The organism is Xaviernesmea oryzae (genome assembly GCF_900109605.1).
In the GTDB taxonomy this organism is placed as follows: Bacteria; Pseudomonadota; Alphaproteobacteria; order Rhizobiales; family Rhizobiaceae; genus Xaviernesmea; species Xaviernesmea oryzae.
The window spans coordinates 29,878-56,221 of record NZ_FOAM01000013.1 but is presented as its reverse complement, the minus strand read 5'-3'; the positions used below and the strand labels follow the sequence as shown (position 1 = coordinate 56,221).

Below are 26,344 nucleotides of genomic sequence, written 5' to 3'. Positions count from 1 at the left end.
TGGCAAACATCAAATCCTTCGGACGCGCCGCCAGGGCTGGCCATCCTGTAGGGATAGCCAGCCCTCAGCGTATCAGCCAGACCCACCGGCAGCCGGCGCAAGACGCGGGTGGCGGCCGGCCAGATGGTCGCGATGGCGGTCGAGAACGGCACCCATGCGCTGCGCGACGAGGCGGATCGCGCGGCGGTGGCGATCCTCGCTGTTGGTGACGATCCATTGTTGATGGGCGAGCGCGGCAACGAGATCGCCCACCCGCTCCAGCCCTTCCTCGGCATCGCCGACGACGCAGGGCAAGAGGGCCTGACCCGCCCCCGCGCGCACGAGATCCAGCAGCGCATGCGGGCGGTTGACGGTCGCCATGATCGCATCGGGAACCATTTCATGCGGATAGCGCAGATAGGGCGAATTGGCCGTCTGCATGTCGACTGCGATCCAGCGCGCACCGCGAAGGTCAAGATCCTGACGACGATAGACCGCATAGGCGACACGGCCAGCCGGCCGCGCGATCAGATAGCCCTCGTCCGGCTCGACAGCCCGGATGCCGATATCGCTCTGGCGATAGTTGAGGCTGGCGCGCACCTCACCGACGGTCATCTCGACGCGAATATTTTCGCCTGGGAGGACAAGCGCGCCGATATGGTTGCTCAAAAGCCGGGCAATCCAGGTGCCAAGCGTGATGCGAACCACCGCCTTTCCCTCACCCTCGGCCTTCCAGCCCTCGACCTTGCGGGCGACGGCCTCCATGGCCTGAAGCTCCTCCATCAACTCCTGCCCGTGGCGGGTCAGGCGATAGCCGGTCTGACTGCGCTCGAACAGGGCACGACCCAGCCGCTCTTCCAGCTCCAGCATCCGCCGGCCCAGAGTGGGCGCGCTCATGCCCAGCTTGGCCGCAGCGCCGCTCAAGCCACCCTTCTTCGCCACCATGAGAAAGCAGCGGTAGTGATCCCAGTCGAGGTCTTTCATGGGTGAAAGACAACATGCTGAAACACACCTATGTCAATCCTCCACTGAAAATTACCATCGGCTCGTCCCTTCACAAAACCTGCGGAGATGCGCGATGATGGACATGTTTCTGATCAGTCAAATTATCGATGCCGAGACGAAGATCCTGCGCGAGATCGAGCGGCGCGGGCCGTCCGAAATGGCGATGATCGAAGCAAAGGTCGCTGAGGCGCGACGAAACCGGCGCCTGTTGCGCCGCATCATGCTGTGGCTGAAGGAGCGGCTGAGCCGTTCTGCAGGCCGCAAAGCATGGACCAAGGATCAAGCGGCGCAGCCATCAGCGGCAGCCGGCGATACGGGGTGCCGCCCCTTGAACGGGGCGGCAGGTTGCTCGAGGCCGTTGACGTTCACGCGGCAAGGCGCGATGGGCCGGCAGAGCGTAGGCTCTCGGCATTGAGGCGGAACCGATCGACCAGCATCATCAGGGCATCGGCCTGTTCGGCCAGGGTGCGGCTGGCGGCCGTGGTCAGTTCCACCATGCTGGCATTCTGCTGGGTCATCTGGTCCATATGGTTGACGGAGCCATTGACCTCGTTCAGCGCGGCCGCCTGGTCGCGGCTGGCCGTAGCAATCGATTCCACATGGTGGTTGACGGTGACGATCTGCTGGCTGATGCCGGAGAGCACCGCGCCGGTTTCCTGCACCAGCCGCGCGCCGATGCCGACTTCGGCCGTGGATTTGCCGATCAGCTCCTTGATTTCCTTGGCCGCGCCTGCCGAGCGCTGCGCAAGTTCGCGCACTTCCTGGGCGACGACGGCGAAACCCTTGCCCGCCTCGCCCGCGCGCGCGGCCTCGATGCCGGCATTGAGCGCCAGCAGATTGGTCTGGAAGGCGATCTCGTCGATCACCTCGATGATCTGCTGGATCTGCCCGGAGGCGGTTTCGATCCGCCCCATGGCGGCAATCGCATTGGCGACGACCGTCGCGGAATTGTCGGCATTGCGGCGGGTTTCCTCCACAGCATCATGCGCTTCGGCCGCACGGGCAGCGGAAGAGCGGACGGTGACGGTAATCTCGTCCACCGCGGCCGCCGTCTGTTCGAGCGAGGCAGCCTGGGCTTCGGTGCGCTTCGACAGCGCATCCGCCGATCCATGCATCTCATTGCCGCTGGTCTGGATAGCGAGCGCGTTAGCACGGATCTGCGCCAGCGTGTCCTGCAGGCGCTGGAGCGAACCATTGAAGTCCTGGCGCAACTGCTCCAGCCGGCCGTGGAACGGCGTAGTGATGGTCTCGCTGAGATCGCCTTGGGCAAGACGGCCCAGCCCTTCGGCCAAGGCGCCGACGGCAAATTCGATCTGGCTATCGACCAGGCGCTTTTCGGCATCGTTACGGGCGCGCTCGGCCTCCGCCTCGGCCCGCTGGGCGACCGATTCCGCCTCGACGCGCACCTTGGCCAGCGCATTGTCCTTGAAGACGACAAGCGCGCGCGCCATGTCGCCGATCTCGTCGCGGCGGTCCTCGCCAGACAGCGCGACGTCGAGATCGCCCTCCGACAGACGGCGCATGGCGCGGGTGATCTGGCCGATCGGGCCTTTGAGCGTCATCACCAGTGCGGCACCGGCCAGAAGCGCGATGATCACGCCGGACGCGATCACCAGGATCGAAACCAGATTGGCGCGGCTGCGCTCGTTAGCGGCGGCAAGCTTCTGACCGTCAGCGAAGCTGGACAGCTGGCTCCAGATGATATCGATCTCCTGGCCTGCTGCGACGAACTGGTTGTGGCGCTTTTCGCTCATCTCGACCAGCGAGCGGCTGTCGGCATCCATCTTGTCGAGGATCGGCTTGATCGAGCCGGACAGGTCGCGGAAGAAGGGCAGATCGCCGGCGCTGCTGGCGAGCGTCTGGATATCGTCATTGACGGCCTTGAACTCGCGCTGCAGCCGGTCACGGCCAGACTGATCCGGCTTTTCCAGGAAACTCGCCGCCGCGATGCGGATCGAATAGACCGAATTGACCAGCTTGCGCGTCTGGTTCAGCACCGTGCTGGCCTTGACCAGCGGCGCATCGAGCTTGCCGAAGGTGGTGGTGGCATCGCGCATCTTGACATTGGCGGCTGTGAGGAACTGCGCACCATTGTTGCGGAAGCGACCGATCAACCGGCTCAGCGCATCGGCGGCCTCCGGGCTCACTTCCTTTTTCTCGAGCAGCGCGCCGATATCGCTCACCGTCGAGCGGAAGGTTTCGGCCACGGCCTTCTGGTTTTCCGGCAGAGCCGAAACGATCTTGCGCTGGACCTTGGTCAGGTCACCGTAGTTCTGGTTGGCGAGTTTGATCTTGTCGTCCGGCGTGGCGGCACGCGCATAGGCGCTCATGATACCGCTGAGGAGATCGGCGGCCGAGGTCAGACGATCGGCCTCGCGCAGAAGGCTCTTGGCAGCCTCCTCGCTCTGGCGTACGCCGCGCTCCATCTTGGTGGCCTCTTCGAGGATCTTCACCTGCACGCCCAGCAAATTGCCGAGTGAGCTGGTCATGGAGGCGCGCAGGCTGGTCTCACCCTCGTAAAGAGTCCAGAGATCTCCGATCCGGCCGGCGATCTTGCCGCTGTCATCGATTGCGCCTTGTAGACCCGCCCGGCTCTGCGCATCGTCGACCGTCGCCAGAGTCTGCTTCAGCAGGTCCTGCTGGGCGGAAAGCCGCGACGCCAGCTCATCGCGCGCCTGGATCGACGGCGCTTGGAGAAAGCGGCTCATGCCGGCATAGACATCCTTGAAGCCAGTCAGCGACTGCAGAATACCATTCGATGTTTCCATGCGCGCCTGCAGAAGGCCGGATGCGTAAAGGCCGGTGGCACCGACGATGGTGATGCCCGCCACGAAGGGTGCGACGAAGAGGATGACCTTGGTCTGGATCTTGAAGCGTGCAAGAATCCGGTCGATGAACATGAGCAGCAGCCTCCACAAAGCCCATGATCGTCCGGCCAGCGCATCGCGCTCGGCATGCAGCAACGGTCTATGGCACGTTCCCTCTCGGTCGCCGTTACCAGTCTCGTCCCAGAGCATGAAGCCACGTAGACGACGGCCGCAAAGCGTCCAATCTTCCGAACGCTAACAGAGCGTCCGTTAAAGGTTTCATAAAAGGAATCAGGCGTTGCAACTGGAGCAGGAAGACACGCAGTGCGGCTGAAGCCGGCGTGGGACAAGTCATAAGCGTGCCCGGACCAAACGGCCTGGTGCAAGCCCATTTGAGAGAGCCTGCAAGATCCCACCTGTCGCTCATGGCGAGCAATCACGTGGGAGGCGGATGGGGCAAACGGCAAGGCTGTTTTACGGCCGTCACAAAATCAGTCTATCCCGAAGCCAGCTTCGATAGACGAATAGGCGAGGCACACGGCTCATTCCATCCGTTGATGCCGAAGGGCCGCCATCGCCGAAGCAGCAGGCGACGCAAAAACGAACAGCGTACGCAATCTCTGCCTTATGGCAGGAAGAGCGGAGAAGACGTGGTGCATGATCGCTTAAGTCTGAAGCGATTCAAGCATGGGTCGCGCGGAATACCTGACGTGATCGACATTGTGCACGCGTTTCGCGAAGGCAGAATGCCGCCGGAGCGATCGGCTCAGATCAGGGAAAAGGCATGCACGAGGAAGGCGAGGCCCGTTGCGGCGGCCATCGTCACGGAGACGGCGAGGATCAGCGTCTGGCGTCCGGCATCCTCGGTCTTGGCGATCGCGATGGCACGGGCGGTTGAACGACGGCGATTGGGGTGCATGGGGCATATCCTTTCGTTCAAAGCCTGAAGATAGACCTGTTCGTGCTGCTTCGCCAGATCAAACATGTGGCATCCGCGAAGAACAATCCGACGCTCAACTTGATCACATAGGATGTGGCCTGAGCCAAGAATTCGGACGTCTCTCAAGCGTCACGCAAGAAATTTAAGAAGGCGTGTACAGATTTTCAAAGCCGCGCCTGATCTTTTCGCCTTCGTTAAGGCGAGGTGTCGCTTTTGTCGCACCCCGCATCACGCGGACTGGCCGGCCGAGAAGCCCGATGCCCAGGCCCATTGGAAATTATAGCCCCCCAGCCAGCCTGTGACATCGACGCATTCGCCGATGAAATGAAGGCCCGGAACGGCCTGCGCTTCCATGCTGCGCGAATGCAGGGCTTTCGTATCGACGCCGCCGAGCGTCACCTCTGCCGTCCGATAGCCCTCGGAGCCCGCGGGCTTGAGCGTAAAATCTTTCAAAGCGCCGACAAGCGCGCCGATTGCGGCATCCGAATAGTCGGCCAGCGGCGTCTCCGGCACCTTGCCTGCCACTTTCGCAAGTTCAGGCAGAAGCAGCTGGACCAGCCGCTTTGGCATGAAGTCGGCCAGAACGCCGCGCAGCTGCTGGCGGCCCGCCTGCCGGCGGAGCGTCTTGAGATGGCCGGCCAAGTCCATCTCTGGAATGAGGTCGATCGCGATCGTTTCGCCCTCGCGCCAATAGGACGAAATCTGCAGGATCGCCGGGCCACTGAGACCGCGATGCGTGAACAGCATCGCCTCGCGAAAGGCCGGGCGTTTGTCCGCTTTGCGTCCACCCCCCTGCCCTGCGTCCGCGCCCACAGCCCGGACGGACACCGGCAGGGCGATGCCGGTGAGATCGGCATAATCGGCCAGCTGCTGCGGATCGAGCGTTAGCGGCACTAGGCCGGGCCGGGTTTCGACGAGAGGCAGGCCGAAGCTTTCGGCCAGGCGATAGGCAAAGCCCGTTGCGCCCATCTTCGGAATCGACTTGCCGCCGCTCGCCACGATCAGACGCTGCGCCGTAACAAGGCCAGCGGCGAGCTGGACGCCAAAGGCACCATCGGCGCGGCGCTCCACCTTCTCGATCGTCTGACCGAGCCGGAGATCGACGCCCGCCTCGGCCATGCCGTCGGTCAGGAGCGCCACGATCTCGCGCGCGCTGCCATCGCAGAAGAGCTGGCCAAGCGTCTTCTCATGCCAGGAAATGCCACGGGCTTCGACCATGGCGAGAAAATCCTGGGGCGTGAAGCGGGCAAGCGCTGACTTGGCGAAATGCGGATTGGCCGAGAGAAAGGCCGAAGGCGCCGTTCTGAGATTGGTGAAATTGCAGCGGCCGCCGCCGGAAATGCGGATCTTTTCGCCCGGGGCTTTTGCATGGTCGATGACGACGACACGGCGGCCGCGCCGGCCGGCTGTCATCGCCGCCATCATGCCGGCGGCCCCCGCTCCGATCACCGCCACATCGAAATGATCGCGCACGTTCGATTTCCGCTTCGTTTCATACCTTGCCAAGGCCGCTCTGGCAGATCGGCACCCGGCGGGCAAGAGCCGAAGCGACGCGGCAGGTTCAAGCCGCGATCAAATCCGTCCTTCAGCAGCGGCTTTTTCAACCAGCCCCATAGCCAAAGGCGTGTCGCCGGCTATGATCAGGCCATCCGCAACGGCCTTTTGAGGACTTTATGCCGCTGACCCCTGCTCATGACGAAACGAAGGACCCGGTCAAGGATGAAGACATCCCTATCGCGCTGCAGTCCGCCCGCGGAGTCAGAACCTGGAAGGAAGCGGCCGACTGGCTGAAGATCCGCGGCGTCGAGGACATCGAATGCATCACGCCCGACATTGCCGGCGTGCCGCGCGGCAAGATGATGCCGACCTCGAAATTCACCTCCAACACCTCGCTCGCCCTGCCCTCAGCACTCTATCGCCATACGATTTCGGGCGAATATCCTGAGGAAACGGGCGATTTCCGCTATGATTCGCGTGACAGCGACATCAAGCTCGTACCGGACCTGTCGACGCTCTCCATCGTCCCCTGGGAAAGCGACCCGACTGCGCAGGTGATCTGCGATATCGCCGGCTCCAAGGGCGAGGACGTTCCCTACACGCCGCGCAATGTGCTGAAGAACGTTCTGGCGCTCTATCGCCAACGCGGCTGGAAACCCGTCGTCGCCCCGGAAATCGAATTTTACCTGGTCGCCCAGAATGACGATCCCGACTATCCGCTGCGCCCGCCCAAAGGCCGCTCCGGACGGTCGATCAATGGCGGCCAGGCCTATTCCATTGCTGGCGTCAACGAATTCGACGAATTGATCGACGACATCTACCATTTCTCCGAAAAGCAGGGTCTGGAGATCGACACGCTGATCCACGAGGAAGGCCCGGCCCAGCTCGAGATCAATATTCGCCATGGCGATCCGATCGAGCTGGCCGACCAGGTTTTCCTGTTCAAGCGGACGATCCGCGAGGCAGCGCTGAAGCATGGCATCTTCGCCACCTTCATGGCCAAGCCGATGCAGGGGCAGCCGGGCTCGGCCATGCACATCCATCAGTCGGTGGTCGAGATCAATACGGGCCGCAACCTGTTCTCCAATCTCGACGGCACACCCTCGCCGGAGTTCTTCCATTTCATCGGCGGCATGCAGCATTACATGCCCAAGGCGCTGTCGATGATCGCACCTTATGTGAACTCCTATCGCCGCCTGACGCCCGACATGTCCGCGCCCGTCAACAATGCCTGGGGCTATGACAACCGCACCACGGCCTTCCGCGTTCCGGTTTCGGAACCCTCGGCCAGACGGGTGGAAAACCGGCTGCCGAGCTCGGACGCAAACCCTTATCTGGCGCTCGCCGCTTCGCTCGGCTGCGGCTATCTCGGTCTGGTCAAGCAGCTCGAGCCGACCGCGCCGTCGGATGACACGGTCAACGACAAGACCATCGACCTGCCGCGCGGCCTGCTGGAGGCCATTTCCGCGCTGGAATCGGATCCAGACCTCGTGGAGGTCTTCTCGGCCGAGTTCATCGCCATCTATGGCGGCATCAAGCGTGGCGAGTTCGAGACCTTCATGCAGGTGATCAGTCCCTGGGAGCGGGAGTTCCTGCTCCTCAACGTGTGAGGCCGCGGATGGCGTGGCAGAGCCCGATCTCGCCGGGCATCTCTCTCTATGAAGAAACGGCCGGGCCAAGACCCGCCTTTCCGCCACTCGGCGGCAGCCGCAGCGCCGATGTCGCCATTATTGGCGGCGGCTTCACCGGCCTCAACGCCGCCCTGCATCTTGCCCGCCACGGTGTCGATGTCGTTCTGGTGGACGGCTGCCGCTTCGGCGACGGCGCCTCCGGGCGCAATGGCGGCCAGCTCGGCACCGGCCAGCGCAACGAAGTGGACGAGCTGGAAAAGCTGCTCGGTTATGAACGGGCCAAGGCGCTGTTCGACATGGCCGAACATGCCAAGCGCGCGCTTCTCGACTTTGCCCGCAGCGAAGCGCTCGACATCGACTACCGACCGGGCCATCTCTCCGTCACGCATAAGCAGGCGTGCGAGCGCGACTATCGGCACTATGTCGAAACACTCGCCAATCGCTACGACTATCCGCATCTGACCTATCTCGATCGTGAAGCCGTCGAGGCCAAGCTCGGCTCACGCCATTATGCGCTCGGCATCGAGGACGGCGGCACGGGCCATATCCATCCGATGAAGCTGGTGATCGGCCTTGCCAACGCGGCCGCCGCCGCCGGGGCGGCGCTGCATGAACAGACGAAGGCCAACCGCATTGTCCGAAAGGGCAGCAAGATCGAGATCGAGACCAGCCAAGGAACCATTCGCGCCGATCGCGCGCTGATCGCCTGCAATGGCCACATCGGCACGCTGGAGCCGAAGACGGCCGATCACGTCATGCCGATCCGCTCCTTCATCGGTGCCACGCTGCCGCTGACGGATTTCCCCGAGGTCTTGCCGGAAGGCCAATCAGTGGCCGACAGCCGCTTCGTCGTGCGCTATTTTCGCAAGAGCCCGGATGGCCGGCTGCTCTTCGGCGGGCGGGAGGCCTACACGGCGGATAGTCCGAAGGATCTGGCGGGGCCGATCCGTGGCCAGATCACGCAGGTCTATCCGCAGCTGAAGAATGTCGAGATCACCCATGCCTGGGGCGGCTCCGTCGGCATTACCCTGCCGCGCCGGCCCTTCGTGCGCGAGGTCATGCCCGGCGTCACCTCGATCGGCGGATATTCCGGCCATGGCGTCATGCTCGCGAATTATTGTGGTCGCCTTTATGCACAATCCGTGCTTGGCGGCTCGCATGAACTCGATCTTTTAAAGAACCTTCCTGTACCACCTTTTCCAGGCGGACGGCACTTTCGTTCCGTGCTTTTGTTCGTCGCATTGAGCTGGTATGCCATGCGCGACAAGCTCTGAGCCGAACCGATTTTTCGCCGAAGGCGCTTTTTTTGACGGGGTCATACTAGCGTCTTTAAATCGATTAGATTATACGCTGAGCATGGAAGCGAGACCGAACGTTATGAGCAGTCAGATCATTCCAGTTGAACCTTTCGACTATGTCGTCTTCGGCGGCACGGGCGACCTGGCCGAGCGAAAGCTCCTACCGGCGCTCTATCACCGCCAGCTGGACGGACAGCTGAGCAAGCCCACCCGCATCATCGGCGCCTCGCGCAGCGCGCTGACGCATGAGGAATATCGCACCTTCGCGACCAATGCGCTGAAGGAGCATCTGAAGGCCGACGAATATCAGGAAGACCAGGTCAAGCGCTTTATCGAGAGCCTGTTCTATGTGTCCGTCGATGCCAAGTCCGACAATGGCTGGGACAAGCTGAAGCAGCTTCTCGACGATGGCGGCAAGGACAAGATCCGGGCGTTCTATCTGGCCGTGGCGCCGGCGATCTTCGGCGCCATTTCGGAGAAGATCCGCGACCACAAGCTGATCACCAAGCAGACGCGCATCGTCGTGGAAAAGCCGATCGGCAAGGATCTGGCTTCGGCGATGGACTTGAACGATACGATCGGCAAGGTCTTCCGCGAAGAGCAGATCTTCCGCATCGACCACTATCTCGGCAAGGAAACGGTGCAGAACCTGATGGCGCTGCGCTTTGCCAACGCGCTTTACGAGCCGCTGTGGAACGCGTCCCATATCGACCATGTGCAGATCACGGTCGCGGAATCCGTCGGCCTGGAAAGCCGTGCCGGTTATTACGACACGGCCGGCGCGCTGCGTGACATGGTGCAGAACCACATCCTGCAGCTCCTCTGCTTGGTCGCCATGGAAGTGCCGACCAATATGAGCGCGGACGCCGTACGCGACGAGAAGCTGAAGGTGCTGAACGCCCTGAAGCCGATCACGCCTGCCAATGTCGAGAAGCTGACCGTGCGCGGCCAGTATCGCGCGGGCGCCTCTGCCGGCGGCCCGGTCAAGGGCTATCTGGAAGAGCTGGAAAGCGGCCAGTCGGATACCGAGACCTTCGTCGCCATCAAGGCGGAGATCGGCAATTGGCGCTGGGCCGGCGTGCCCTTCTATATTCGCACGGGCAAGCGCATGGCCGCCCGCATGTCGGAAATCGTCATCACCTTCAAGCCGATCCCGCATTCGATCTTCGACGAGAGCGCGGGGCGGATAGAGGCCAACCAGCTGATCATCCGCCTGCAGCCGAACGAAGGCGTCAAGCAGTCGCTGATGATCAAGGATCCGGGCCCGGGCGGCATGCGCCTGCGCAATGTCTCGCTGGACATGACCTTCTCGGAAGCCTTCAACGTGCGCAGCGCCGATGCTTACGAACGGCTGCTTCTGGACGTCGTGCGCAACAACCAGACGCTGTTCATGCGCCGCGACGAGGTCGAGGCGGCATGGCGCTGGGTCGATCCGATCCTCAAGGCCTGGGACTCCGTCGGTCAGAAGCCGCAGGGCTACACGGCCGGCACCTGGGGCCCGAGCCAGGCCATCGCGCTGATCGAGCGGGACGGCCGCACCTGGCACGAAGCCTGAGACGGACGAGACAAACGGGCCTGCTGCAGACATCCTGACATCGGGAACCGGTTTGGGAAGGACATCATGCAGCAGGTTCGCAAGGCTTCAAGATCCTGCGCCTGACGGATCGCAGGATCTTGACGTGGCCAGTATCCATGGATCTGCCCTGGCCGAGGCCTGGAGCCATGTTGGGCTCAGGCGGCAGAGCGGGCATGCGGCGAAACCCGCGCCCGAAGACATATTTCAGACGGCCTGCCGCACCTTGAGTGCCGCGCCGGTTTTACGAGCGGAGACAGATGCCGATGTCCACGACCTTCAACGCTTTCGCATCGGGCGCGGAGCTTGCTGAAGCGCTTGCCGAGCGTGTGGCTGCGGCACTGAGCGCGGGCATCACGGCGCGTGGCGGCGCAAGCCTTGCCGTCTCGGGCGGCTCGACGCCGAAGGCTTTTTTCGCCACTTTGTCCAAGCATGATATCGACTGGCCGAAGGTGACGGTGACCCTGGTTGACGAGCGTTTCGTCTCACCCGACAGCGACCGCTCCAACCATCGGCTGGTTGCCGAAAACCTTCTGCAGAACAACGCCGCCGCCGCCCATTTCGTGCCGCTCTATCATCCGGCGGAGGATGTGGAGATTGCTGCGGCGGAAGCCAGCATCGAGACGGCCGCCATTGGCCAGCCCTTCGACGTTGCCATTCTCGGCATGGGGGGCGATGGCCATACGGCTTCCTTCTTCCCTGGCGGCTCACGCTTGTCCGAGGCCTTGTCGCCCGACACGCCGCGCGGCGTGATCACCATGACGGCGGAAGGCGCCGGCGAACCGCGCCTGACTTTCACCTTCTCGGCGCTGAGCGATGCGCGCCTTCTGGTGCTGCACATCGAAGGGGACAGCAAGAAAGCCGTTCTGGAAAAGGCCCAGGCCGAAGGCGATGAAACGGACATGCCGATCCGGGCGGTTCTGCGGCGCGCTGCAAGCCCGGTCGAGATCTACTGGGCGCCCTGACGCCTGTGCGCATCACAAGGCGCGTGACGTGATTGAAGGAACAGGTCAGGCGACCCGGTGTCGTTCGGCCGTAGGCCAAGATTGGATGCACGAACAGCGATCCGCCGCTTTGGCGGCCGTTCGTGTCCAAGCGCAGCGAGCCAGCGTGCTGTCTGATCAAGGGACGCAGGCCCACGCGCACTGACAGCCTGGCCCGCCATGTGCGCCTGCCAAAGCGGCCACGGGTCATCATCCGGCACCCGCCTCGTCGATCGAGTGCGTGGAGCCGCAGAATTCTCAAAGGACCTACAGGAGTCTCGTTCCCAGGAGATTCCGGAAAGGGAGTGCCATGTCCGTCGATTCCCGCATTGCCGCGATCACCCAGAGGCTGATCGAGCGGTCGAAACCTACGCGTGAAGCCTATCTGGAGCGCGTCCGCAAGGCAGCAGCCCAGAGCGTACATCGCTCGGTGCTCGGCTGCGGCAATCTTGCCCATGGCTTTGCCGTCTGTTCCCCCGCCGAGAAGCAGGCGCTCGCCGGCGACGTCGTGCCCAATCTCGGCATCATCACCTCCTATAACGACATGCTCTCTGCCCACCAGCCGTTCGAAACCTACCCGGCGATGATCCGGGAGGCCGCGCGCGAAGCCGGTGGCGTGGCCCAGGTGGCCGGCGGCGTTCCGGCCATGTGCGATGGCGTTACCCAGGGTCAGCCGGGCATGGAGCTGTCGCTTTTCTCGCGCGACCTGATCGCCATGGCGGCAGGCGTCGGCCTGTCGCACAACATGTTCGACTCGACGGTCTATCTCGGCGTCTGCGACAAGATCGTTCCCGGCCTGATGATTGCGGCCATGACATTCGGCCATCTGCCGGCCGTCTTCATCCCCGCCGGGCCGATGACCACGGGCCTGCCGAACGACGAGAAGGCCCGCGTGCGCCAGCTTTTCGCCGAGGGCAAGGTAGGCCGCGACGAGCTTCTGGCGGCCGAATCCAAATCCTACCACGGCCCTGGTACCTGCACCTTCTACGGCACGGCCAATTCCAACCAGATGCTGATGGAGATCATGGGCTTTCATCTGCCCGGCGCCTCCTTCATCAATCCCGGCACGCCGCTGCGCGACGCACTGACGCGCGAGGCGACCAAGCGGGCGCTGGCCATCACCGCACTCGGTAACGAATTTACGCCGGCCGGCGAAATGATCGACGAGCGCTCGATCGTCAATGGCGTGATCGGCCTGCACGCCACCGGCGGCTCGACCAACCACACCATGCATCTGGTGGCCATGGCGCGGGCCGGCGGCATCCAGCTGACCTGGGCCGACATTGCCGAACTGTCAGACATCATTCCGCTTCTCGCGCGCGTCTACCCGAACGGGCTCGCCGATGTGAACCATTTCCATGCCGCCGGCGGCATGGGCTTCCTGATCAGCCAGCTTCTGAAGCAGGGGCTGCTGCATGACGATGTACGCACCGTCTTCGGCCACGGCCTGTCCGCCTATGCCATCGATGTCCGGCTTGGCGAAAACGGCACGGTTGAACGCCTGCCGGCGCCCGAGACGAGCGGCGATCCCAAGGTGCTCTCCACCGTCGACCAGCCCTTCCAGGCAAGCGGCGGGCTGCGCATGCTGTCGGGCAATCTGGGCAAAGCGGTCATCAAGATTTCGGCGGTCAAGCCGGAACGCCACATCATCGAGGCCCCCGCCAAGATCTTCCACGATCAGAGCGAGCTTCAGGCTGCGTTCAAGGACGGCACGCTGACCGGCAACTTCGTTGCCGTCGTCCGCTTCCAGGGGCCCAAGGCCAACGGCATGCCGGAATTGCACAAGCTGACCACCGTGCTCGGCATTCTGCAGGATCGCGGCCAGATGGTGGCCTTGATCACCGATGGGCGCATGTCCGGCGCCTCCGGCAAGGTGCCCTCGGCCATCCACATGACGCCGGAAGCCGTCGATGGTGGCCCGATTGCCAAGATCCGCGAAGGCGACATGATCCGTCTGGATGCCATCGCCGGCACGATCGACGTCATTAACACGGCCGACGACTTCGCCGACCGCCTGCCCGTCAGCATCGATCTCAGTGCCAATGAATTCGGGATGGGCCGCGAACTCTTCGCGCCTTTCCGCGCCGCCACCGGCCCGGCCGACCAGGGCGCCAGTGTGTTCTTCCACTAAGAAGGCGGAACTTACTTTGGCGGCATTGCCTTCTGCCATGCCGCCAAAGCGTCAACTTATTCTTACAAAATAAACCATGTTCAGATGTTGAGCCCGCAAGATGGGCAGAATGACAGCGAAGAACAACGAAAGCGGCAACTTGCATAAGACCCTGCCATCACGACTCATATCTCCTTAAAATTTGCCCTTTAAATTCTTTGTTGATCAATTCGATCCTTGCTGCGCGTCGATCCGTCCAGCAGAGCCAGCGACGTTTGCAATATCGGAGACTTGACGCGGGGGTCTGCATTGCCAATCTACGGCCCCAATGTATCGAGTGAACCCAAAATGAGGAAGGCGGACCGATGCCGGTGCGCAATAGTGACCAACCGACTTACCTAAGCCGGGAACAGTCGTTCATGTATGATCGGGAAGTCAACTTCCCGATGGAAGATACGATGAACGAGGCGCGCATCGAATATACGGAAAAAGGCATTTCCAATCTCAGTTCCCGGCGCTGCCAGGTCATCCGCGTGTCCAAAAGCGGCGCGATCCTGAGCATTCCCACGCAGTTCAAGCTGCCGCAGAACTTCTATCTCGAATTCGTCGGCGCCCGCGTGCCGATGGTCGGCTGCCTGACCAAGCGTGTCCATGCAGACAACAAGGTCGAGGCGCGCTTTCTGCGCATGCTCACCGACCGCGATATCAACCGCATCTTTGTCTACTCCACCCACCCGAACCATCGAAATCGCGTGCTGGATATTTACGGCTAGGCCATTGTTTCAAGACGAGACATGGAGAAGGCGCCGGACTTGGTTCGGCGCCTTTCTCATTTCGGAACGACGCGACGTCCGAAGGCCCTCCCCGCGCAGGACCACGGGCCGCCTCGTTGTCACCCGTTACCTGATGTAGCTGATCCCGTTCGGGTCGAAGAGATGCATCTTGGCTGGATCGGCGCTGAAGCTGAGCGCGGTGCCCCGCTCCACAGGTGCGTGGCCGGGCGCCTTGGCGATCAGCGGCTCGCCGCCGGCGGGGTTGTCCAGATAGATCAGTGTTACCTCGCCCAGCGCTTCCGTGATCGAAACCTTGCCAGCCAGGACGTCATTGCCGCCGCTGGCGATCGTCAGATCTTCCGGGCGCACGCCGAAGCTTGCGGTCTTGCCCTTTTCGGTGGCCGCCGTCGGGATCGGCAGCGTCTGGCGCAGACCGCCGGGCAATTCGACGGTCGTACGCTCGCCCGTTTCCAGGATCTTGGCCGGAAGAATGTTCATGGCCGGCGAGCCGATGAAGCGGGCGACGAAGAGATTGGCCGGGCGGTCGTACAGCTCCAGCGGCGCCCCGACCTGCTCGATATGGCCGGCGGAGAGCACGACGATCCGGTCGGCCAGCGTCATGGCCTCCACCTGGTCGTGGGTGACATAGACCATCGTCGTATCGGCCAATGTTTCGTGCAGCTTGGCGATTTCGATGCGGGTGGCCACGCGAAGCGCGGCGTCGAGGTTGGACAAGGGCTCGTCGAACAGGAAGACCTTGGGATTGCGGCAGATGGCGCGGCCGATGGCCACGCGCTGGCGCTGGCCGCCGGACAGTGCCTTGGGCAGGCGGTCGAGATATTTGGTAAGCTGCAGGATGTCGGCGGCGGCGCGCACGCGCCGGTCGATCTCTTCCTTGCTTTCATGCGCGATGCGCATGCCGAAGGCCATGTTGTCATAGACCGTCATATGCGGATACAGCGCATAGGACTGGAACACCATGGCGATGCCGCGCTTGGACGGCGGCACGTCGTTGACGCGCTCGCCCTCGATGAACATGTCGCCACCGGTGATCTCCTCGAGACCGGCGATCATGCGCAGAAGCGTGGACTTTCCGCAGCCGGATGGGCCGACGAAGACCACGAATTCACCTTTGTCGATCGCCAGGTCGACGCCCTTGATGATGTCGACGGCGCCATAGGATTTACGGATATTCTTGAGTTCCAAACCGGCCATGTTGCAGCCACCCCTCTTGTCGTTCCCAGGTCTTGTCGTTTCCCGGTCTTGTCTGTGGCAGCGCGGCCGTCATCGGCCGCGCTGCTGCCTTTTTGAACCTCGTTAAAGCACCCGCGCGAAGAAGGCACCCCAGGCCGGCAGCGTAATACGCGTCTCACCCAGATGCGAGTCGAAGCCGTGTCCGAGCGCCGCCTCGATCCGTTCTGCCGGGCGATCCACGGTGACTGGTTCGCCACTCATGTTGAAAAGGCAGAGCAGTTCCTCCTCGCCATGGCGCCGGGTAAAGCCGAGCACGGGGGTCGGATAGGGATGGAAGGCGATCTCGCCCTTTGCCAGGCAGGCATGCTGCTTACGGAAGGCAAGGAAGCGTCGGTAATGATGCAGCACTGAGCGCATGTCATGCTCCTGCACCGACACGGCACGCAGAAGATGCTCCGGCGGCACCGGCAGCCAGGGCTTGCCCTCCGAAAAGCCGCCTGAGGGCTTCTCCGCATCCCAGATCATCGGCGTGCGGCAGCCATCGCGCCCCTTGAAATCAGGCCAGAACTGGATGCCATAGGGATCCTGCAGATCCTCGAAGGCAATATCGGCCTCGGTCAGGCCCAGTTCCTCTCCCTGATAGATGCAGACAGAGCCGCGCAGCGACATGAGCAACGCCGACAGCAGCTTGGCGTGGGCGTCGTGATCCTGAATGCCCTCGCCCCAGCGCGTGATGTGGCGCACGACGTCATGGTTGGAGAAGGCCCAGCAGGCCCAGCCTTCCGGCGCGGCGCGCTCGAAATCATGCAACACTTCGGCCACACGGGCCGGCATCAGCGGATCGGGCGCCAGGAATTCGAAGGCATAGCACATATGCACCTTGTCGCCGCCGGACGTATATTCCCCGGCAATCTCCAGCCCGCGCTGGCTGTCGCCCACTTCACCCACGGCGGCAATGGCCGGAAACTCGTCCATGACAGCGCGGAAGCGCTTGAGGAAGGCGAGGTTCTCCGGCCGGTTCTTGTCGTAGAGATGCTCCTGGTAGTTATAGGGATTCACAGCCGGCGCGGTGTTGGCATTGCGCCGCTCAGGCGCCAGGGCCGGATTGTCGCGCAGCTCCTTGTCGTGGAAGTAGAAGTTGATCGTATCGAGGCGGAAGCCGTCGACGCCGCGCTCGAGCCAGAAGCGCTCGACGTCGAGCAGTGCGTTCTGCACCTCGTCATTGTGCAGGTTCAGATCCGGCTGCGACGTCAGGAAGTTGTGCATGTAATATTGCAGCCGGGTCGGATCCCAGGCCCAGGCCGAGCCGCCGAAGATCGACAGCCAGTTGTTGGGCGGGGTGCCATCCGGCTTGGAGTCAGCCCAGACATACCAATCGGCCTTCGCGTTGAAGCGGCTGGAGCGGCTTTCCACGAACCAGGGGTGCTGGTCGGACGTGTGAGACAGCACCAGGTCGATCATGACCTTCAGGCCCAGCCGATGCGCCTCGGCGATCATTTCCTCGAAATCGGCGAGCAGGCCGAAGATTGGATCGACGCCCTTGTAGTTGGAAACGTCGTAGCCGAAATCCTTCATCGGCGAGGTGAAGAAGGGCGAGATCCAGATGGCGTCAACCCCGAGCCCGGCAATATAGGGTAGACGGGCAGTGATGCCCTTGAGGTCGCCGATGCCGTCGCTGTTGGAATCCTGATAGGAGCGCGGATAGATCTGATAGATCACCGCCCCGCGCCACCAGTCGCGATCGACCGCCGGGAGGATGGAATGGACGTTTTGGCTGGTCATGGATGCACTTGATATCCCTGTATCCGGCGGGCGCGGCCGCCCCATGCTGCCAATTCGCGCCGCCGAAAATTCGAAAAGCATGAAAAAGCCAGACGCGATGCCAGACAAGCCTCCGCGTCCGGAAATCGAGATATTTTCAGCCGCCCTTGACCGAACCTGCAAGCAGGCCGCGAACGAGGTAGCGTTGCAGCGCGAAGAAGACGAGCAGCGGCACGATGATGGTGATGAAGGCCGAGGCCGTGAGGATCTCCCAATTGCCGCCGCGTGAGCCGAGAAGGTTCACAAGGCGTCCGGTCAGAACCAGCTCCTGATCGCCCGCCCCCAGGAAGACCATCGCCACGAGCAGGTCGTTCCAGGTCCACAGGAACTGGAAGATGGCGAAAGAAGCCAGCGCCGGGAAGGACAAGGGAAGGATGATCTTGACGAAGATCTCGAAATCGCTGGCGCCATCGACGCGGGCGGATTCCATGATCTCCTTGGGCAGGCCGGCCATGTAATTGCGCAGGAGATAGATGGCGAGCGGCAGGCCGAAGCCGGTATGGGCGAGCCAGATGCCGGCATAGGTTTTGGCCGGCACGCCGAGCATGCCGCCGATGCTGTTATAGAGCCGCAGCAGCGGAATGAGCGACATCTGCAGCGGCACGACCAGAAGGCCGACCACGACCGCCACCAGAACGGCGCGGCCGGGAAACTGCATCCAGGCCAGCGCATAAGCGGCGAAGGCCGCGATCAGGATGGGGATCACGGTCGCGGGAATGGCGACGGTGAGCGAATTGATGAAAGACGTGCCGATGCCGGCCGCGCGCAGCACCTCGCGATAATTGTCGAAGGTGAAGCGGGGCGGCACGCCGGCGGTGATGAAGATGCGCTGGCCGCGATCGCCTTCGAAGCTCTTGTCGGAGACGAGGTCGAACGATCCGTCCTCGCGCACGGTCAGCTGCGCGCCGTCGTTGAGCGTCGCCGTCTGCCCGGCGGGAAAGGCGGCGGGTTCGCGCGAGGAAAACCCGAAGGCCGAAACCTTGGCATTGGCGCCGTCGAGCACATTGCCCGAAATGACGAACTTGCCGTCCTTCTGGGCTTGCGCCTCGGCGCCGGGCGCGCGGTAGACGAGGTTTTGCGAGCTGGTGGAGAGCGCAGTCCACCAGCCGGAAACGGCGAGCTGATCCTTGTCGCGCAGCGAGGAGATCAGCAAGCCCGCCGTCGGCAAGGTCCAGAGGATGACGATCAGCAGGACGGAGAGATGCACCGCCCAGACGAGAGGAGAGCGCTTGGTCGCCAGCATGTCTTAGCCCTTCATCTCGCGGGTCGCGTTGCGGATGTTCCAGATCATGATCGGCACCACCAGCGCCATGATGATGACAGCAATGGCCGCGCCGCGGCCGAAATCCCCGCCGCCCCGGAACATCCAGTCGAACATCAGATTGGCGAGAACCTGGGTCTGCCATTGACCGTTGGTCATGGCCAGCACGATATCGAAGACCTTGAGCACCAGGATGGTGATGGTGGTCCAAACGACCGCGATCGTGCCCCAAATCTGCGGGATCATGATTTTGAAGAAGATCTGCCAGCCATTGGCGCCATCGATCACCGCCGCCTCGATCGTTTCCTCGGGAATGCCGCGCAGCGCGGCCGAGAGGATGACCATGGCAAAGCCGGTCTGAATCCAGATGAGGATCACCATCAGGAAGAAATTGTTCCAGAACGGCAGGGTGATCCAAGCCTGCGGCGCGCCGCCGAGCGAGGTGACGATGGCGTTCAGCAGGCCGATCTGGTCGCGCCCTTCGGCGCGGTAGTCATAGATGAATTTCCAGATGACCGAGGCGCCGACAAAGGAGATCGCCATCGGCATGAAGATCAGCGTCTTGGCGATATTGCCCCACCAGATGCGGTCGGTGAGAGCGGCAATCACCAGGCCGAAGAAGGTGGCAAGCGCCGGCACCACCAGGAGCCAGAGGAAATTATTGAAAATCGACTGGCGGAATTCGCCGTCATGGATCATCCAGTTGAAATTGGCGAGCCCGACAAAGGCCTGACCGCTGCGATCATGCAGCGACAACCAGACGGATTCGATCACGGGATAGATCAGATAGACGGACAGCAGCAGGAGCGCGGGACCGAGAAACAGCCAGGGGCGGATCTGGTTGGCAATGCGCATGTTGCGCGAGGCACGGGCACTGGATACGCCACGCGAAGGAAAGATCCGGTCGAGCAGCCAGTTCGTCAGGAAGAAATAGGCAGCACAGGCGAAGACGCCGGCCGCCATGGTGACAATGGCCATGAACAATTGCTGCATGCGCGCTCCTCCTGAGGCACCGACCGAACCGCCGCATCGTCCGTCAAACAGGCGCAGCAGCGGGACGATACGGTAGATTTGACTGTATGGCAGCGCCCGATCCGCATCTCTTCGAAGGCAGGACACTGCATGCCCGCGTTGCGCGCGGGTCCTTTGGTATTTCGCGGCCCTGCCCCGTCCTGTCTCCTGACTGTAACGCCGGCTGGGCGATCGCGTCGGCGTCGGCGTCGGAGACCGGCATGCACAATACCTGTCCGGCCCGCACAAGGTCTTCCGTCTTACCGAACAGTCAGAAAAGAGGGCGATTTGGACAGGCCGATATCGGCGACATATACCGGCTCTGCCACTCGGCCATCAGCATTTTCGCAAAGGCCCGGATGTTTGACATCCGGGCTTTAAAGGCAGATCGGGATCTTACTTGATCGCGTCCCAAGCCTTCTGGATCTGCGCGCCAACATCGGCCGAAGACTTGCCGCCGACATAGTCGATCATGCCGGTCCAGAAGGCGCCAGCGCCGATCTTGCCGGGCATCAGGTCCGAGCCGTCGAAGCGGAAGGTCGTGGCGTTCAGCAGGATTTCGCCCTGCTTCTTCATCGCTCCATTGGCATAGGCATCCTTGTTGACGCTCTTATAGGGCGTCAGGAAGCTCGACTGGGCCATCCAGACTTCATGCGCGATCGGCGTCTTCAGGAAGTCGATGAAGGCGCGCGAAGCGGGGGTATCCTTGGTAACCATGGCCAGCGTACCGGCGCCGAGCACGGGATTGCCGAGCTCAGGCTTCGACGCGTAAGGCGGCATGAAGAAGAAGTCGACATCCTGGCCGACCTTCGTGCCCTCGGGGAAGAAAGAGGGGATGAAGGAAGCCTGCTTGTGCAGGTAGCACTTCGGCGGCGAGGAGAAGAGACCCTTTGGGCTATCGCGGAAGTCGGTTGCCGAAACGGCAGCGACACCGCCATCGACGAACTTGTCGTTCTTGGCGAACCAGCCGAATTCGTCGATCGCGCCCAAAACGGCTGGATCGTTGAAGGGGATGGCATTGGTGACCCACTTGTCATAGGTCTCCGGCGTCTGCGTGCGCAGCATCAGGTCTTCGACCCAGTCGGTCGCCGGCCAGCCGGTGGCGCCGCCGGAACCGAGACCGATGCACCAAGGCTTGCCGCCATCAGCCGCGATCTTCTCGGTCAGCGCCTTGAGCTCTTCCATGGTCTTGGGCACCTGATAGCCCGCATCCTCGAAATTCTCCGGCACGTACCAGACGAGCGACTTCACATCGATCTTGTAGGGGAAGGCGTAGACTTGCTTCTTGCCGTCCTTGCCGGCATAGGTCGACAGATCGACCCAGGACTGGCCGGCGGAATAATTGTCGAGCAGCCACTTGTCCGTGCCTTCGGCCAGCGGCGTCAGATAGCCCTTGGAAGCGAGATCGGCGATCAGGCCCGGCTGCGGCAGGATGGCGACATCCGGTGGGCTGCCGGCCTGCGTGTCGATGACGATCTGCTGCTCGTAATTTTCCGAGGAGGAATACTTCACGTCGACGCCGGTGGCGGCGCGGAAATAGTCGAGAATCGATTCGAACAGCACCTGGTCTTCGCCGCGCCAGGGGCCGAAGATCGCCAGCGTCTGGCCCTTCAGGTCATGGCCGGACTTGAAGCTGTCATAGCTCGACCAGTTGAACTTGGAATCCTCGCCCGGCTTGAACTTCAGCTCGGCGGCCTGGGCCGAGCCGGCCAGCAAAGCCAGGGCGGCGACGCCCATCAGGAAAGTCTTCTTCACGCGGTCATCCTCCCGTTGAACGGCCACCGTGCGGCGGCCGCGAAGCTCCAACGCGCCCTCTCTCAAAGCGCTTTGAGATCGACACAAAATCAACGAGTGCTTAAAGAGTCAAGTGGGTTTGTTAGCGGAAGCCAAGATGCCCGTGGACATTGCGTTGCAGCGCAAATTTTTCGCAGTACAGCAGAGGATTGCTCTTCCGATCCTGAAAAATGCAATGCTAATGGTTGCACGCTTTTTGCCGGCTTTTGAAACCACGAGCCGTCCAAAGCGCTTTGAGAGGATTGCCGATCGTGACCATCAATCTGAAGCAGCTGTCGGAGATGCTCGGCCTGTCACAGACGACGATCAGCCGTGCGCTGAACGGCTTTCCGGAAGTCAGCGCGCAGACGCGCTCCAGGGTGCTCAAAGCGGTGCGCGAAACGGGCTATCGACCGAACCGGGCGGCGCAGAGGCTCGCGACAGGGCGCGCGGGTTCGCTCGGCTTGGTCATGCCGATCGCGGCAGGCGTCGATTCCGACGTGCATTTCGGCGAGTTTCTGGCCGGGCTCGGCGAGGAAGCGATCAAGCACGACTTCCATTTCGTCATCAATCCGAGCGCGCCGGAAGACGAGGCAGGCATGGTGCGGCGGCTGGCGGCCAGTGGCAATGTCGATGCGCTCTATATCGCCTATGTCAGACGCGACGATCCCCGCATCCCGCTTCTCCACACGCTCAACATTCCCTTCATGGTGCATGGCCGGGCCGTGGACCAGAGCGTGCACGACTATCCCTTCCTGGATATCGACAACACCGGCGCCTTCCATGATGCCACGCGGCTGCTCATCCAGCTGGGACACCGGCGCATCGGCCTGATCAACGGACCGGCACACTTCGCCTTTGCCATCCGGCGCGAGAAGGGCATGAAAAAGGCGCTCGTCGAAAACGGGTTGCCCTTCGACGAAACGCTCGTCCATCATGGCCAGATGACCGACAGCTTCGGCCACCAGGTGATGGAGCGTCTTCTCGACGGGCCGAACCCGCCGACCGCGATCCTGTGTTCGAGCACGGTGCTGGCACTCGGCGCCGTGCGCGCGCTCGACCGGCGCGGCCTCAAGCTCGGCCGCGATATGTCGCTGATCGCGCATGACGACGAATTGCCGATGCTCAAGCCGGAAAATTTCAGCGTGCCGCTGACCACCACGCGCTCGTCGCTGCGCGCCGCCGGCGCACGCATCGCCGAGCGGATGATCAGCCGGGTGCTGCAGAACGGCGACCCGGCCGAACAGGAGCTATGGCGCACGGAGCTGATCGTGCGCGATTCGACCGGGCCCGCGCCGCGCGGCCATTAAGCACGCGCGTCAAAAGGGCCGAAGCTTCGGTCAGAAGCTCGGCGCGGCCAGGCCAGCGGCGCGATAGGCGGCGATCACCGTATTGGCCATCAACATGGCGATGGTCATCGGCCCGACGCCGCCGGGCACCGGCGTAATGGCGGCAGCGAGCGGCTCGCAGGCCGGGAAATCGACATCGCCGACCAGCCGGCTCTTGCCCTCGCCACGCTCCGGCGCATCGATGCGATTGATGCCGACATCGATCACGGTCGCGCCCGGCTTGACCCAATCCGCCTTCACCATTTGCGGGCGGCCGACGGCGGCGACCAGAATGTCGGCGTGGCGGCAGACGGCAGGCAGGTCGCGCGTGCGCGAATGCGCCATGGTGACCGTGGCATTGGCAGCGAGAAGCAGCTGGCCCATCGGCTTGCCGAACAGGTTGGAGCGGCCGATCACCACGGCATTGAGGCCGGACAGATCCGCACCATGCACCTCACGCAGCAGCACCATGGCGCCGGCCGGCGTGCAGGAAATCAACCCGCCCTTGAGATCGCCCGTCGCCAGCTTGCCGGCATTGACCACATGCAGACCATCGACATCCTTTTCCGGGCGGATGGACTGGATGATCGGCTCGGCATCGAGATGGCTGGGAAGCGGCAATTGCACGAGGATGCCGTGGATGGCCGGATCGTCGTTGAGTGTAGCCACGAGGGCTGCGAGATCCGCCTGCGTCGTCTCGGCCGGCAGCGTGTGCTGCACCGAAGCGAAGCCGCATTCCTTGGCCATGCGGCTCTTGGAGGAGACATAGGCATGGCTGGCCGGATCGTTGCCGACGATGACCACGGCGAGGCCGGTGCGCGGCCCGCCCTTAGCCTTGAGCGCGCCTGCCGCGTCCTTGACCTTGTCGATCACCGATACGGCAACCTTTTTGCCATCGATCACTGTGCCCATGCCCTTACGTCCTTAAACCCTGAAGTTCTGGATCAGCCAGCGCCAGATGTCCGCGCTCGCCCTTGATGCGGATGTGCAGAATGCAGCCGAGGCCACATCGGGTCTCGCCCGAAACCGTCCTATGCTGTTCTGGCGTGGTGTTTTCAAGGGCGCGTTCAGAGAAAGGCGGGAGATTGGGATCGCAGCCGCATTTTCTCGCATGGGCTGAGCGTTGGGCACGCGTCGCACGGCCAATTCTCTCATGCCCTCTCAGCCAGGTCTATGATCACGAGGGCATCGGCGCGAAAATGAGGGGCATGCCTATACCCCGAGGTCTCAGGATCCTGTCTGGCGGTAATAATCTTCAACTTGGGCACGCAGACGCCGCAGATCGGCCCGCAGCTTCAGCACCGGCTCAATGGCCCTGGCCTCTTCCGGACTCAGCCCGTCGAAATCCGCCGGCAGAACCCCATCGTCGCGCCGGGCCGCCGCGCGCGCGGCAGAGGTCGCCCGCCGATGATCGCTCGAGACAGACCAGACCTGCGACCTGACTTCGGCCGAGGGAGCCTTGGATGCATTCGCCCCTGGCGTCCGCAGCGGCGCAAATTCGGCGGCCGCCGGATCTTCGGCGGTCCGCGCCGAGGCAAGCGGCACCGTGGCAATCGGCCGAGGCGCCTGTTCGGCAATGCGGGTTACAAGATCGCGCTGCTTGTCGTCCAACCGCCTTTTGACCTGATCAGGCGGCGTCGGTGCCGGCGGCTGAGGCTCTGGCGGCAGCGGAGGAACTGGCGGGAGGGGTTCTGGCGGCGGGGGAGCGGTTGGATTGACAGGCGCATCGCTTGCAACAGGCGCCGGAGTCCCGCTTCGCTCTGCTGCCTTGACCTCCTGCACCATGCGAGTCTGGGCCATCAGCGCCCGGGTGCTGCGCGCAAGGCCCACGAGGACGGCAACGCCCATGCCCAGCGCAAAGCCGCCGAGAAGGCCGGCAAGGGCAATGATCTTGCGCGACAGGCCTGTCGGCTTCAGCGCCGGTTCGGCTTCGGCGATCACGCGGATATTGCGGGAGGTCAGCTTTTCTTCCTCGCCGGTTTCTCCGGCGCGTTTGAGGAAGGTTTCATAGATCGCCCGCGTGGCATTGGCTTTGCGCTCCAGCTCACGCAGTTCGATATAGCTGGAAGAATTGTCGACCTGCTGGGCTTTTCGCGTGGCAAGCTGCTGCAACAGATCCTGTTCGGTGCGCAAGGCGCGCTGCAGTTCGGTCTGGGTGGAGGCGGCGATGCGGCGCAGCTCGTTGCCGATTTCGGTTCGTGCCGATTCCAGCGCCTGGGCAGCCGCAAGCCTCTGCGGATGCCGCGGGCCGAGGCTGGCCTCCATCGCGCTCAGCTGGCTTCGCGCCTGGGCATATTGCTTGCGCAGCTCCTGCAGCGTGGCCGAGGCGATCTCCTCGGGAAAAGCACCGCTCAAGATGTCGTTCAGCCGGATCTGGTTGGCGAGACCGGCCTTGGCGCGTGCCTCGGCGATGCGGTTTCTGACCTCGCCGACCTGCTGGTTCAGCGAGAGAAGCTGCTGGTCCGAGATCAGCTGGCCGGACACGTTGACGATATCATGCTTGGCCTTATAGGCCTCGACCGCGCTTTCCGCCACGTCGAGATCCTTGCGCAGCTCTTCCAGCCGGCTGTCGAGCTGATTGGTGGTGCGCTTGAAAAAGCTCGATTGCGCCTGGCGCTCCTCATCGAGGAAGGCATTGACGATCGCATTGGTGATCAGCGCCGACTTCCGGGCATCGCGCGTCTTGACCTGGACGGTGACGATGAAGGTCTTGGGGTCGCGGCCGACCGTCAGCGCATCGGACAGCTTTTCCAGGATGCGGGGATCGATCTCCGTCTGGTTTTCGGCCACTCCACCGCCTGCGGGCACTGCCGCGGCATCGACCTTGGCAAATTCCGGATCGCGCGCCAAGCCGAGTTCGCGAGCGACACGCTCCAGGACCGTGCGCGAGCGGAGCACTTCAAGCTGGCTGTCGACAAGCGCCAGGATGCCCTCCGTCGCCAGCGTCTGCTTGGACAGGTCGCTGTCGGTCAGCTGCACCTCACGCGGATCGATATAGAGTTTGCTCTCGGAAACATAATGCGACGGTGCCAGAACGGCAAAACCGGCTCCGGCCAGGCCACCGAGAATCGTGGTGACCATGATCAGCTTGCGAAAGTCCCAGATCGCATGAAAGACGGTAACGACATCGATCAGCGGCGCAGGCCCATCATTGCGTTGCATGGGCGTGGGCACAGTGGCAGCGGGCGCGGCTGTGACATCGCCACGCGCAGTGCCGTCTCCCGCCAGATCCAGCAGCGAACGCAACGGTTTCGCCCGGTTCGTCTCGTCGGATTGAAACATGAAGCCCTACACCGTACCCTGGGCGCAGACCGCCCATCGTGGAACGTTTTCGTTGATCTTGCCTGCCACCTTAAAAGT

Annotated in this window: 19 protein-coding genes; 8 read left to right on the top strand and 11 right to left on the bottom strand. The window is 62.8% G+C overall.

The genetic code is table 11. The annotated features are described in order from the left end of the window. Nucleotides 1–72 precede the first annotated feature (72 nt). Nucleotides 73–963: a LysR family transcriptional regulator gene (locus BMX61_RS16410; RefSeq protein WP_075629342.1), complete on the bottom strand. Its 891-nt coding sequence runs from the start codon at nucleotides 961–963 to the stop codon at nucleotides 73–75. Nucleotides 964–1,057: 94 nt separating this feature from the next. Here BMX61_RS16410 and BMX61_RS24355 point away from each other — a divergent pair, with 94 nt between their 5' ends. Next, entirely contained in the window at nucleotides 1,058–1,399 is a 342-nt protein-coding gene (locus tag BMX61_RS24355) for a hypothetical protein (RefSeq protein WP_075629343.1), read from the top strand. Here the strand turns inward: BMX61_RS24355 and BMX61_RS16400 are convergent. From BMX61_RS16400 to BMX61_RS16395, 3 genes are all read right to left on the bottom strand, one after another. Next, nucleotides 1,350–3,884, bottom strand: coding sequence for a methyl-accepting chemotaxis protein (locus BMX61_RS16400; RefSeq protein ID WP_075629344.1), 2,535 nt, complete (start codon nucleotides 3,882–3,884; stop codon nucleotides 1,350–1,352). The two genes, BMX61_RS24355 and BMX61_RS16400, sit on opposite strands and share 50 nt — an antisense overlap. A gap of 673 nt (nucleotides 3,885–4,557) precedes the next feature. Then, nucleotides 4,558–4,710: a hypothetical protein gene (locus tag BMX61_RS24750; protein WP_170854963.1), complete on the bottom strand. Its 153-nt coding sequence runs from the start codon at nucleotides 4,708–4,710 to the stop codon at nucleotides 4,558–4,560. Between the two features lie 249 nt (nucleotides 4,711–4,959). Then, nucleotides 4,960–6,204: a BaiN/RdsA family NAD(P)/FAD-dependent oxidoreductase gene (locus tag BMX61_RS16395; protein ID WP_075629345.1), complete on the bottom strand. Its 1,245-nt coding sequence runs from the start codon at nucleotides 6,202–6,204 to the stop codon at nucleotides 4,960–4,962. Nucleotides 6,205–6,404: 200 nt separating this feature from the next. Here BMX61_RS16395 and BMX61_RS16390 point away from each other — a divergent pair, with 200 nt between their 5' ends. The 6 genes from BMX61_RS16390 (at nucleotide 6,405) to BMX61_RS16365 (ending at nucleotide 14,596) form a co-directional block, all read left to right on the top strand. Further along, on the top strand, nucleotides 6,405–7,838 hold the full coding sequence (locus BMX61_RS16390; RefSeq protein WP_075629346.1) for a glutamine synthetase family protein: 1,434 nt from the start codon (nucleotides 6,405–6,407) through the stop codon (nucleotides 7,836–7,838). Between the two features lie 8 nt (nucleotides 7,839–7,846). Further along, nucleotides 7,847–9,133, top strand: a complete 1,287-nt coding sequence (locus BMX61_RS16385; RefSeq protein ID WP_075629347.1) for an NAD(P)/FAD-dependent oxidoreductase — start codon at nucleotides 7,847–7,849, stop codon at nucleotides 9,131–9,133. 103 nt (nucleotides 9,134–9,236) lie between these two features. Further along, nucleotides 9,237–10,712, top strand: coding sequence for a glucose-6-phosphate dehydrogenase (gene zwf, locus BMX61_RS16380; protein ID WP_075629348.1), 1,476 nt, complete (start codon nucleotides 9,237–9,239; stop codon nucleotides 10,710–10,712). Nucleotides 10,713–10,996: 284 nt separating this feature from the next. After that, the gene (gene pgl, locus BMX61_RS16375) at nucleotides 10,997–11,695 is read left to right on the top strand and encodes a 6-phosphogluconolactonase (RefSeq protein ID WP_075629574.1); all 699 of its coding nucleotides are present in this window, start codon (nucleotides 10,997–10,999) and stop codon (nucleotides 11,693–11,695) included. A gap of 328 nt (nucleotides 11,696–12,023) precedes the next feature. After that, entirely contained in the window at nucleotides 12,024–13,844 is a 1,821-nt protein-coding gene (gene edd, locus BMX61_RS16370) for a phosphogluconate dehydratase (protein ID WP_075629349.1), read from the top strand. Nucleotides 13,845–14,188: 344 nt separating this feature from the next. After that, on the top strand, nucleotides 14,189–14,596 hold the full coding sequence (locus BMX61_RS16365) for a hypothetical protein (protein ID WP_075629350.1): 408 nt from the start codon (nucleotides 14,189–14,191) through the stop codon (nucleotides 14,594–14,596). A gap of 126 nt (nucleotides 14,597–14,722) precedes the next feature. Here the strand turns inward: BMX61_RS16365 and BMX61_RS16360 are convergent, their stop codons facing one another. The 5 genes from BMX61_RS16360 to BMX61_RS16340 form a co-directional block, all read right to left on the bottom strand. Next, on the bottom strand, nucleotides 14,723–15,811 hold the full coding sequence (locus tag BMX61_RS16360) for an ABC transporter ATP-binding protein (RefSeq protein ID WP_075629351.1): 1,089 nt from the start codon (nucleotides 15,809–15,811) through the stop codon (nucleotides 14,723–14,725). Nucleotides 15,812–15,913: 102 nt separating this feature from the next. Continuing rightward, nucleotides 15,914–17,572 (bottom strand): beta-galactosidase BglA, encoded by a 1,659-nt coding sequence (bglA, locus tag BMX61_RS16355; protein ID WP_075629352.1) that lies wholly within the window; start codon nucleotides 17,570–17,572, stop codon nucleotides 15,914–15,916. 136 nt (nucleotides 17,573–17,708) lie between these two features. Then, nucleotides 17,709–18,854 carry a carbohydrate ABC transporter permease gene (locus tag BMX61_RS16350; protein ID WP_075629353.1) on the bottom strand — a complete coding sequence of 382 codons (1,146 nt, stop codon included), beginning with the start codon at nucleotides 18,852–18,854 and terminating at the stop codon, nucleotides 17,709–17,711. Between the two features lie 3 nt (nucleotides 18,855–18,857). Next, on the bottom strand, nucleotides 18,858–19,865 hold the full coding sequence (locus BMX61_RS16345; protein ID WP_075629354.1) for a carbohydrate ABC transporter permease: 1,008 nt from the start codon (nucleotides 19,863–19,865) through the stop codon (nucleotides 18,858–18,860). A 414-nt stretch (nucleotides 19,866–20,279) separates the two neighbouring features. Further along, a complete protein-coding gene (locus tag BMX61_RS16340) occupies nucleotides 20,280–21,620 on the bottom strand; it encodes an ABC transporter substrate-binding protein (protein ID WP_407703785.1) in 1,341 nt (446 codons plus the stop codon). 308 nt (nucleotides 21,621–21,928) lie between these two features. On the opposite strand from BMX61_RS16340, the gene BMX61_RS16335 reads away from it, so the two are divergent. Continuing rightward, nucleotides 21,929–22,966, top strand: a complete 1,038-nt coding sequence (locus BMX61_RS16335; RefSeq protein WP_170854962.1) for a LacI family DNA-binding transcriptional regulator — start codon at nucleotides 21,929–21,931, stop codon at nucleotides 22,964–22,966. Nucleotides 22,967–22,996: 30 nt separating this feature from the next. Here the strand turns inward: BMX61_RS16335 and folD are convergent, their stop codons facing one another. Both folD and BMX61_RS16325 read right to left on the bottom strand, forming a co-directional pair. Beyond that, entirely contained in the window at nucleotides 22,997–23,896 is a 900-nt protein-coding gene (gene folD / locus BMX61_RS16330; protein ID WP_075629355.1) for a bifunctional methylenetetrahydrofolate dehydrogenase/methenyltetrahydrofolate cyclohydrolase FolD, read from the bottom strand. A gap of 315 nt (nucleotides 23,897–24,211) precedes the next feature. Continuing rightward, a complete protein-coding gene (locus BMX61_RS16325; protein WP_075629356.1) occupies nucleotides 24,212–26,266 on the bottom strand; it encodes a GumC family protein in 2,055 nt (684 codons plus the stop codon). Between the last annotated feature and the right edge of the window lie 78 nt (nucleotides 26,267–26,344).